Source organism: Paucihalobacter ruber (assembly GCF_006494535.1).
Taxonomy (GTDB): domain Bacteria; phylum Bacteroidota; class Bacteroidia; order Flavobacteriales; family Flavobacteriaceae; genus Paucihalobacter; species Paucihalobacter ruber.
Genome location: NZ_VHIQ01000009.1, coordinates 1 through 12,464 on the forward strand (window position 1 = coordinate 1; position 12,464 = coordinate 12,464).

Annotated in this window: 3 protein-coding genes; all 3 read left to right on the forward strand. The window is 39.1% G+C overall.

Annotated features, from left to right (window positions below):
- Positions 1 to 129: 129 nt before the first annotated feature.
- Positions 130 to 9,825 (forward strand): LamG-like jellyroll fold domain-containing protein, encoded by a 9,696-nt coding sequence (locus FJ651_RS15340; protein WP_216746170.1) that lies wholly within the window; start codon positions 130 to 132, stop codon positions 9,823 to 9,825.
- A 157-nt stretch (positions 9,826 to 9,982) separates the two neighbouring features.
- Positions 9,983 to 10,771, forward strand: a complete 789-nt coding sequence (locus FJ651_RS15345) for a T9SS type A sorting domain-containing protein (protein WP_140991674.1) — start codon at positions 9,983 to 9,985, stop codon at positions 10,769 to 10,771.
- 124 nt (positions 10,772 to 10,895) lie between these two features.
- Positions 10,896 to 12,464, forward strand: a 1,569-nt coding sequence (locus FJ651_RS15350) for an HYR-like domain-containing protein (protein ID WP_140991676.1), incomplete at its 3' end; no start/stop codon positions are given.

Here is a 12,464-nt window from a genome sequence, read left to right on the forward strand (position 1 = left end):
ACTGATAACTGCGAAGGAACGATCACTGCAACGACTACTAATCCGTTAACTTATAGCGTACAGGGAACCTACACCATCACTTGGACTTACAATGATGGTAACGGGAATACATCAACACAAACACAAATAGTGATTGTTGATGATATAACTCCTCCAACCATTACCTGCCCAGGAGATATAACCGCTCAAACCTCAGATGATGGCACAGGTAATTGCACGACAACTGTTAACTTAGGTAATCCAACGGTTTCAGATAATTGTACCCCTAATAATGCTTTAACAATTACTAATGACGCCCCGGCTACATTTCCTATCGGTCTTACCGTTGTAACTTGGACCGTTGAAGACGCGGCCGGCAATACAAGTACTTGCACTCAAAACGTGACTGTAACAGATGATGAAAGACCAACCTGGACCAATAGTCCAAACAACCTCAATAGAACAGTCAACTGCGACGATGCAACAGCCTTGGCAAATGCACAAGCGCTCTTTCCGGTAGCAACCGATAACTGCGATACCGATTTGTCTAACATTGTTAAAGTAGGCGGTGCATTTGTATCTACCGATGCTACCTGTCCGCAAAACGGGACCTATACCAATACCTGGACGGTTACTGATGATTCGGGAAATGTCTCGTCAGTATACACTCAAATCATTACAGTTCTGGATACAAATCCTCAGTTAACGGGAAGTGCCAGTGATTATTTTGCAGAGTGCGATGGCGCAGGAAATATCAGCGAACTAAATGCATGGTTAGCCAATAATGGTGGTGCTACTGCCAGCGATGGCTGTGGAACCATTAACTGGACCAATAACTTTGATGTTAATAATTTTGTTAACGCTTGTGGAAGTACAAGAGAAATAGAAGTAACATTTACAGCAGCAGACGAATGCGGCAATGAAGTGCAATCAATTGCTGCTTTTATTATTGAAGATTCTACAGCGCCTCAAATTACCCAACAACCAATAGATGTAGTATTTGAATGTGATGGTAGTGGTAATATAAACGATCTCAACAATTGGTTGAACACCAACGGTGGTGCCGTTGCAAGCGATACTTGTTCTGGCGTTACTTGGACTAACGACTACGATGCTAATAACTTTATTAGTTATTGTGGATCAACAGGATTGGTTACTGTTATATTCACAGCTACTGATGCCTGCGGAAATAACGTCGCCACAGAATCTGCCAACTTCCTAATAGAAGACAATACGGCTCCTGACACCAGTGATCCTGCGCCTTTATCTATTGATTGCTTGAGCGATTTACCTGCGCCAGACACATCAATTGTAAGTGCAACAGATTCTTGTTCAACTCCAACAGTAACATTTACTTCAGAATCTGATAACGGTGGTAATGGCACCCTTGGTAACCCATTAATCATAAATAGAATCTATAATGTTAGTGATGGCTGTAACAATGTTCAGGTGACGCATACCATTACCATTGAAGATAATGAGGCCCCGGTAATAACATGTCCTGCCGATATTACTGAAACAGCCGATAACGGTGAGTGCTCAGCAAGCATTACTATATCCAATCCAACTGCAACAGACAACTGCTCAACAACCTTCACATATAACGGAACGCGTAGTGACAATGCAGCCTTAAATGCGCCTTTCCCTGTAGGCGAAACAATTATTACATGGACAGCCACCGACGAAGCAAATAATATTAGTGATTCTTGTGAGCAAAGAATTATTGTTACCGACAACGAATTACCAAATGCCGTTTGTAGAGATTTTACCATTCAACTGGATGCTACCGGAATTGCGACGATTACTGCGGCAGATATTGACAATGGTTCATCAGATAACTGTGGTATTAATACAATAGATTTAGACATAAGTACTTTTACTTGTGCTGATGTTGGTGATAATACCGTTACCCTTACGGTAACCGATGTTAATAATAATGTTGCAACATGTACTGCAACAGTAACAGTTACCGACGGTAGTGAAAATGCCGATATATCTATTGATGCCACAGAAACCACATTTTGTGAGCAGGCAACCGTAACATTTACAGCACTACCTTTTAATGAAGGCTCTAATGCTACCTATCAATGGTATGTTAATGGTACAGCTGTGTCAGGGGAGACAGGTATTACCTATACCACCTCTAATGAATTGGCCAACGGAGATGCTATCACCGTTGAGATGACCAGTACCTATAATTCCTGTGTAAGAACCATTACCAGTAATCCGTTGACTGTTACTGTAAATGATGCCAGAGATGTTTCTTTTAATATTACTGCATCGGCCACATCTATATGCGACGGTGAATTGGTAACATTTTCGGTAAATCCAAATGCCATTATTAACGGCGGTGCAAGCCCTCAATTCCAATGGCAAATTGACGGGGCAAATGTTACCGGAGCAACGAATGCAACATTTAGTACCAGTACTCTTATTAATGGTCAAATTGTTAGCTTGTTAGTTACTTCGCAAGTGCCATGCGCTAATCCGGTACCTGCTCCAAGTACCAACAGCTTTACCATGGTTGTTAATCCGGCTCCTTCCATTAGTACAACTTCCGGATCGGTATGTGCAGAAAATCAATCAAGTTTTGATTTATCAACGGCCGTAACTAATCCTGACGGTGGTACTTTAACTTATTATTTAAATGAATCTGATGCCAATAGTGGCAACAACGCTCTTGGCTCATCTGTGGTTAGTCCGTTAAATCCAACTACCTATTGGGTGCGTACGCAATTACCTGCCGGATGTTTCGCAACGGGAAGTATTAATGTTACAATTGATCCTTTACCTGCTGTAAATGCAGGACCAAATCAGGATATCTGTGCAGGAGATTCCTATGATTTGGGATCAAATGCAACAGGCACCAATCTTACATATTATAACAACGCAACCGATGCCGCTTCTGGTACTAACCCCATAAATGCCTTAGTAAGTCCTGCATCTACATCAACTTACTATGTGCGCAGTGAAAATGTTACAGGTTGTTATAATATTGATAATGTAGTAATAACTGTAAATCCTATTTTAACACCCTCAGTAAGCATAACCTCAAGTGATACCGATGGTAATATTTGCGCCGGTGATCAAGTCACTTTCACCGCAACTCCGGTTAACGGAGGTGCCAGTCCAAGTTATCAATGGCAAATTGATGGAAGCAATATTGGTGGAAATAGCGCCACTTTTGCAACATCCTCTTTAACCGATGGTCAGACAGTTACTGTTATTATGACTACGAGTGAAGTATGTACCAGTAGTGCTACGGCAACGAGTAATGGTATTAGCCATCAAGTATTTTTAAATGCCCCAATAGCGGTAGAAATATCTAATCCTGGTATTATTTGTCCTCCTGTAAATAATGTGACTTATTCAGTACCTAACGATTCAAATGTACTAAACTATGTATGGACAGTACCTAGTACTGGTGTTATACTTGTTTCAGGACAAGGCACCAATGAAATCACTGTAAATTATACCAATCCTTTACCAAACGGGAATTCCATCCAGGTAACAAGGTCTAATCCATGCGGTTCAATAACAAACACCTTAGATGTAAACATAGGCGTGAATGTTCAAGTGGATGCAGGTGATGATCTTTTTGTATGTGAAAATACTACGTCAATTAATTTAAATGCCTCGGTAATTGGAATAAACAATAGAAATAATCTTACTTGGACGGCAAATCCAAATGTTGGTAGTTTTGCATTTCAAGGAAACTCACTTAATGGTTTTTTAAATGGAACATATAATATACCAAGCAATTTTACGGGCGAATCGATTACTCTAACTCTCACTGCAACTACAAGAGGTCAATGTAGTGGAAGTATCAGTGACGAAATGGTCATATATATCTTACCAGATCCAACAGCAAGTATTGCAATTATTGATTCTCCAATCTGTACCGGTGATACCTCTACCTTAGAAATAACTGCAACACCAAACACAACTGTAGCTTATACTATTAATGGAGGAGCCACTCAAACTGTTAATGTTGGGGGCTCAGGTACAACTACAATCACAACAGCTAACTTGACAGCTAACACTACTTATCAACTAATAAGTGTTGCACATCAAAACAATACCAGCTGTTCTCAGGCCCTTAGTGATTCGGCAACCATTATTGTAACACCCGATGATACTATCAGTACCACAGACGCCAACAACCAAACAGTATGTGTTAACACTTCTATTTCAGATGTTGTATATACTATAGGAGGTGGCGCAAACGGTGCAACTATTACAGGACTACCCAATGGGTTAAGTTTTGATGCCACCACACTCACTATCAGTGGTACGCCAACTGAAAACGGTGTTTTTAACTATACCGTTACAACTACCGGTTCTTGCGACTCCGCTACCGCCACAGGTACCATTACTGTTAATACGGATGACACAATCAGTTCACCGGCCAATAACATCCAATCTGTTTGCGATAATGAAAGTATCACCAATATCGTTTACAATATTGGTGGTGGTGCAACCAATGCAACAGTTACCGATCTCCCACCAGGTGTTTCCGGAACTTTTAATAATGGCATTTTTACGATTTCCGGAACACCAACACAAGCGGGAACCTATGACTATACAGTAACAACAAACGGTATTTGTCTTCCTGCAGATGCCACCGGAACCATCACAGTTAACCCCGGTGCCACATTAAATACTCCTGACAATAAAGACCAAATCATTTGTTCAAGTTCAAGTATTGATGATATTGTTTATTTGATTGGTGGCGGCGGTACAGGAGCAACTGTTACCGGTTTACCCGCAGGACTCACTTCACAGTATAATGCCGGCGAATTCACAATTACAGGTACTTCAACGCAAATAGGGACCTTTAATTATACTGTTACAACTACCGGTGGTGGTTGTGGTCAAGCATCTGTTTCAGGACAAATTACCATTAAAGAAGCTATAACCATAACAACGCAACCATCTAATGTTGGTGTTTGTAATAATACAGATACCAGCTTAAGTGTCGTGGCTATTGGTGACGATTTAACCTTCCAATGGTACAAAAACGGCGTACCTGTGGCAGGTGCAACAAGCAACGTGTTAAATTTTCAACCGGCCACCATTTCTGATTCCGGTAGTTACTACGCAGAAATTACAGGTTACAGCTCATGTGATGTATTGGTTTCAAATACTGTAACCTTAAATGTTAATCAGTTAGTAACAATCACCAATCAGCCTGACGATTTAGATTTATGCGAAGGCAGTACGGCAACCTTTACAGTGGCTGCTTCAGGCTCTATCGCGCAATATCAATGGCGTAAAAATGGGGTTAATATATCTGGAGCTAATAGTGCAACTTTAAGTCTAAGCAACATTAGTCCTGCTGATATTGGTAACTATGATGTTGTAATTACAGGTACAGGGGCAACTTGTCCTGATGTTATATCTAACACGGCGTCATTAAATGTAACATTACAGCCTTCGGCTACATTGAGTTATGATAATAATGAATATTGTAAGTCATTTGCAGGAATAACCGCTCCAAATTTAACCGGAGCCAACAACTATCTTGGTGGCACTTTTAGTGCACCCGCAGGATTAGCGATTAATGCCACAACAGGTGAAATTACCCCTAGTTCAAGCACAGCGGGAACTTATACTGTCACTTATACCATGCCGGCTTCTGCCTGCCCTATAACACCAGTTACCACTTCAGTTACTATAAGTGATGTCACCGTTGGTGGTTCAGCACTTGGTTATTTAGACAGTGAAACGGTTTCAGATTCAAGATCAGTACTAACCGTTTGCCATTTAGGCGATGGCACTATTAATTTATCTGGTGCCACAGGAACTGTAAATACATGGCAATTCTCAACCGATGGAGGAATTACTTGGATAGATATTGCAAATACAAATGACCTCACTTCAATTCCTTTTATTGATATTACAGAAACAACTGTATTTAGAGCAGAAGTAGAAAGTGGAAATTGTGGTGTTGAATATTCTTCAAGAGTGATTCTTAATGTTATTCCACCCGATGTTAAACCAGATCCAGTAGTAGTGAGTGCTACAGAAATCTGCCTTAATGAAGAAGTAACTATTACCGCTCAAAGTGGATTGGGAACCGGTCTTGGATTAGAAGATGGTGGTGGTGAGTTTAGTACAGGACAATTAAATACGCAAGACCCGGATGGATGGCTGGTAGACGGTAATCCTGGTGGTTGGACTGCTAATGCCAATAATACTAAAGCGAGTAATAACTGGTCGGGGTCAAACCCTCAAACATTTGGAGGTATAAGATATGATTCAGGTGCAACCAACGGTGATAGAAAATTTGGTATTGTTAACGGCCCGGCAGATGCAGATGGTTTTGTGTTAGAAACACCCATATTCAATACCTTCGGACTAACTGTCTTTGAGTTTCAAATGGATCAAGCTTGGAATTTGTTGGCCGGTGATCGCATTCGTATCGAATTATCACTAGATGGAGGTGAAAACTACACGGTCACTTTACAAGATATTTTTGGCCCGGCCTCTTCGGGCAACCATGATAATTTTGGACTTAATCACTTTGTATTTACCGAAGATATTAATGGCAATTCACTTGAAAGCTATTTAGGTCAGGGTAATTTAAGAATTCGATTTACTTACGAAGGAACGCAACCAACAAGTTCCTGGGCCGTTGATAATATTCAATTTGAAGTGAATGAAGCAGATAACGGAGTAGAATGGACCAATGAAGCAGGTGAAGTTGTTTCAACTTCCAATACAACAATTATTACACCGCCTACTCCGGGAACCCATATTTATGGTGTGACCTCTTTGGTAAATGGATGTAGAAGCCAGGGCGACGACGGTACTGTTTGGGTTGAAATACAAGCAAATTACGCCTATGCAGGTGTAGATCAAACTATTCCACAAACGGATTGTGGAAATAATACAGTAACTTTAAACGCCTACGATAACACCCTAAATTCCGAACAGAATTTTTTAAATGGCGCTTATCCTACTTACGACCCAGCAGTTCCCTTTGCTAACCAACCGGGAACCGGCATCGGTGGAACCTGGAGCATAGTAAGCGGCCCAACCAGCACTTGCGGTACAGGGCAATTTATTTCTAACAACCCTGTCTATACAGCCAATCCTGAAGAAGACCCTAGAGCAACCTTTACCGGTGAGTCTGGTGAATATATATTGAGTTGGAGCGTTGGTAATTGTGAAGACACGATAACAATCAATTTAACATCTTGTGATAATGTTAATTTTGACGGAATAAACGACCATGTAACATTTAATAACAACTACGATTTAAATAGTGCTTTTAGTATTGAATTGTGGGTGAAATCTGGATTGAATAACAATAATATTCAGACTTTATTCTCAAAACGCAATGCTGATAATTTAATAAACGGCTACGATTTAAGATTGAGAAACAGAAGAATATCATTTAATTGGAATAGTGGTGGCTCTATCGTATCTCCTTTTAATATCAATGACGACAGATGGTATCATGTAGCCGTAACATTTGATAGTAGTAACTATAATTTGTATATTGATGGTATTCTGGTTGAATCTGAATCCGGAACCGCGCCATTAGCCAATAATAATCGCAGTATTTTAGGCGCTATGGACAGAAATGGCCAGCCAACACATTATTTTAGAGGCTGGATGGATGAATTTAGAATCTGGAATAAAGCACTATCGGTTGAGCATATCAGACAAATGATGAACCAAGAAATTGATGGCGCTGGAGGCGATGTAGTAGGCACTGAGCTCAATATGAAAATCTATGGCCCGGACAATAACCTTGATGGAACCGAAGATAACGTCTTAGCCTGGGGTGATCTTTTAGGCTACTATAGAATGGATGATTTAGGCTGCGGTTATTTATATCCATACGGTGGTATTGGTGTAAACGGAAAATTAAGAAATATCAATTCGCCACAACCAAATTCAGCACCGCTTCCTTATATATCAGTAAGAGATGGAGATTGGATGGACAGAACTATCACTACACCTTGGTTATATGGAGATACCGTATGGAGTTATCCTAACAGCAATGGCGTTAATGGTCAGCCAATAGATTGGAATATTGTGAGAACAGACAATAACATTAGTTCAGACAATAAAGATATTAAAGTATTAGGACTGTTAGTGAATTCTGGCACACTTACTATGGCAGACCCCGGTACAGCAATGGACGAAACCAATGACGGCCAAATGCTATTGGTAACTCATTATTTAAGATTAAATGGGAAAATAGATTTGGTAGGCGAATCTCAACTAATTCAGAAACGTTATGATATTAATCAGTTTAATGAAAGCGTTCTGGATGTAGCCAGCAGTGGGTTTATAGAGCGCGATCAACAAGGAACCACCAATTTATTTAACTATAATTATTGGGGTTCACCTGTGGGCGCCATCAATACCAGCACTAATAATACAGCCTTTAGTATTGAGTCTATTTTACGTGACGGTACCGATTCTGCAAATCCAGGACCTATTGGCTGGACCACCAGCTACGATGCCACAGGAAGTACTAATCCAATAACTTTAAGCAGTCGTTGGTTATATGCTTACGAAAATTACGCCATTAATACGTATGCAGCTTGGAGACCACTTGGTACAACGGGCACATTGAATGCCGGTTTAGGATTTACCATGAAAGGCAGTGGGGTTGGCAATCCTATAGCCGACACCCAAAACTATGTGTTTGTTGGTAAACCTAATAACGGAGATATTTCAAATTTGATAACCCATGGTAATCAGTCTTTGGTTGGTAACCCCTATCCTTCAGCTATTGATGCATTCGAGTTTATAAGAGATAATATACAAGGTGGAAATTCTGGATCTACAGAAAGTATCACAGGTACACTTTATTTTTGGGAACACTATAAATCAAATATTACTCATATTTTATCATTGTATGAAGGTGGATATGGCGTACTTAATTTAACAGGAGGTTTACCAACGGTTATTCCAGATTTCATTAGTGGCGCAGGTGAATCTACAAAAACGCCTGGTCAATATATTCCGGTGGGTCAAGGATTTTTTGTGGAGTCTTCTGGTTTAGGAACTAATCCTAATAACGTAAGATTCAAAAACAGCCAAAGGGTGTATGAAAAAGAAGATGGCAACACCTCCGTATTTTTTAGAAGCAGTAATGTTGCAGAAGAGGAAAACAACGACGAAGAAATAAAAAGAATTCGATTCTTGTTTAATTCACACAACGATGGATTTAACAGGCCTTTGCTTTTGGGCTTTACTCCAAATAATGAAGCTACCGACGGATTTGATTACGGTTATGACGCCAGAGCAAATGACAATTACGCTAATGATATGGCCTTTTTAATTGAAGGAGAAAGATATGTGATACAAGGTGTTGGACAATTCGATAATTCAAAAATGTATCCGTTAAGTATCAACCTTTCTAAAAGTGGTACTTTCGAAATTAGCATAACAGAATTTGAAAATTTTGGTACTAACCCTAATGTCTATATCTACGACGCGCTGTTGGGTAATTATTTCCTTATTAATGACAATAATTTTGTTATGACTTTGGATACCGGTACCTATAACGACAGATTCTTTGTAGCCTTCCGGGATGACTCTACTCTAGATATAGAAGATTTAGAATCTTCTGAATTAACAGTCAACTATCTCAAAAAATCTGAAGATATCTATATTAGAATCCCTAATGAAATAGTTACAAAGGTTAAACTCGTTAATTTATTAGGACAATCAGTTCAGGAATGGAACCAACTCGAAACATTCTATGCAGAAAATGCCACCTATAGAATTCCTGTAAAAGAAGTTTCAGAAGGCACCTATGTAGTATATATTGAAACTGAAAATAATACGCATAGTAAAAAGGTCATTATAAGTTACTAGTTATACATATTGACCAATATATTTCGATGAAATGCATTAATAAAGTAGCTTTATTGTGCATTTCATCGATTTTTTATGCATTTTATAGATATAATTCAGATTAATTTTTACATTCGCCTGTGTTAATGTAGTAGAAATACTAAAAAAACCAGGCCCCATGTTCAAACCTACACTATTAAAATCTACAAGATTCCTATGTCTTGTTCTTACCCTAATGTTTTGCGCTTCTCACAATTTAATCTTTAGCCAAAGCAATCAAATACAACGCGTTCGGATTAGTTTTACAAGTCCGGATAACGCCATAAGGCAACTGCTTCTGGGATTTACGCCCAATGATGCGGCCACTGACGATTTCGATTGGGGCTACGATGCCCGAAATCCCGATAATTTTCCGAATGACCTTAACTGGATGATTAACGATGAGCGCTTCGTAATTCAAGGTGTTGGAAGCTTCGCCGATACGAAAAGTTATCCTTTAGGTATGTTTTTAAGTGATGAGGGCAACATTTCAATTGGATTGCACTCACTTGAAAATTTTGATTTTGATGTTCAAGTCTATTTATATGATGCACTCGTTGATGAGCATACGCTTCTAAATCAGATAGATTTTACAGGAGATTTTAGTCCTGGAAATTATATTAATAGGTTTTATATTACCTTTTCAGCAAATAGTTATCCACAAGCGCTTTCGGTTGCAGAAGTTGATATTCAAAATTTAAACTTTGAATATCATAGAAACAATAAATTAATTCAAATGAGTGATAGCCCGACCTTAGTTTATATCAGTCAGATTTCATTATTTGATATGTCCGGCAAAAAAATATTTTCCCAAAAAGTTCAAGACAGTGCCACATTCAATCTTGAAGGCATCAATTTACCCGATGGACCATTACTTTGCCAGATAAATACCAACATTGGTTCAAAAAGTAAAATAATCATACCGTGATGATAAAAATTTGATCAAAACAAACACACTTATTACACTTTATCGATTTTTTTTGTATTTCATGGATATTTTAACAAAATAGTTATATATTAGCTCCCGATTAAAATTTAATAGCCCCAAGCTAATGAAAAAAATTACGCTGATCATTATTGTGTTCTTTGGAACAAGTCAATTATTCTTTTCAACATACATATTCAGGGGTATAACAGAAACAATCGCCACTAAAACTGAAGGATATAAAGCTATTCGTAGTCAATTCGTTAGTTTTTTTAGTTCAGATATTTTAAATGATTTAAAGTCGTCGGTAAATAAAAAGTCGGAAAATAAAGATATTCCCCCTTCTGAAACTCAAACTGATTTTGAAAACCATTTATTAAAAAATAGTCTTAATCTGGGTATTTCAAATTGTCCTAGTGACTTTTCAATCGATACAGACCCGGACTCATGTGATGCAATTGTAAATTATACAGTACCAACTACAGATATCTTAGGTGGTAGTATGGTTCTGGTTTCAGGTTTTGGATCTGGCAATCTGTTTCCCTTAGGTGAAACCGAAGTTATATATGAAGAACGTGATGCTGATGACAATATACTTGGAACTTGTAGTTTTACTGTAACGGTGGTTGATTCTGTAGCGCCTATACTTATTGGTGTCCCTGCTGATACTACTGTTGAATGTGATGCTATTCCAGCACTTCCTACTGTAACCGCTACTGATAACTGTGATACTACTCTTTCTGTTGACTTTACTGAAATTTCCAATACCGTTGTTGATGGCGTTGGAACCATCGTTCGTCAATGGAGCATAACTGATAATGGTGGCAATACAACTACCGAAACTCAAACGATTAGCGTTGTTGATTCCACAGCTCCTGCATTGATTGGTGTTCCAGCTGATATTACTGTAGAGTGTGATGCTATTCCAGCACTTCCTACTGTAACCGCTACTGATAACTGTGATACTACTCTTTCTGTTGACTTTACTGAAACTTCCAATACCGTTGTTGATGGCGTTGGAACAATCGTACGTCAATGGAGCATAACCGATAATGCTGGCAATACAACTACCGAAACGCAAACTATTAATGTTGTTGATGGCACAGCTCCTGAATTGGTTGGTGTCCCTGCTGATACTACTGTTGAATGTGATGCTATTCCAGCACTTCCTACTGTAACCGCTACTGATAACTGTGATACTACCCTTTCTGTTAACTATACTGAAATTTCCAATACCGTTGTTGATGGTGTTGGAACTATCGTACGCCAATGGAGCATAACCGATAATGGTGGCAATACAACTACCCAAACTCAAACTATTACTGTGGTTGATGGCACAGCTCCTGAATTGGTTGGTGTCCCTGCTGATATTACTGTAGAGTGTGATGCCATTCCTGCTCCGGCAACTGTAACCGCTACTGATAATTGTGATACTACTCTTTCTGTTAACTACAGTGAAACTTCTAATTCCGTTGTTGATGGTGTTGGAACTATTGTACGTCAATGGAGCATAACTGATAATGGTGGTAATACAACTACCGAAACGCAAACTATTACTGTTGTAGACAACACAGCTCCTGAATTGGTTGGTGTCCCTGCTGATATTACTGTAGAATGTGATGCCATTCCTGCTCCGGCAACTGTAACCGCTACTGATAACTGTGATACTACCCTTTCTGTTAACTATACTGAAACT

What these genes read in the sequence shown, in the direction of transcription:
- FJ651_RS15345 (WP_140991674.1), top strand. Translation starts at nt 9,983, where the DNA reads ATGTTCAAACCTACACTATTAAAATCTACAAGATTCCTATGTCTTGTT.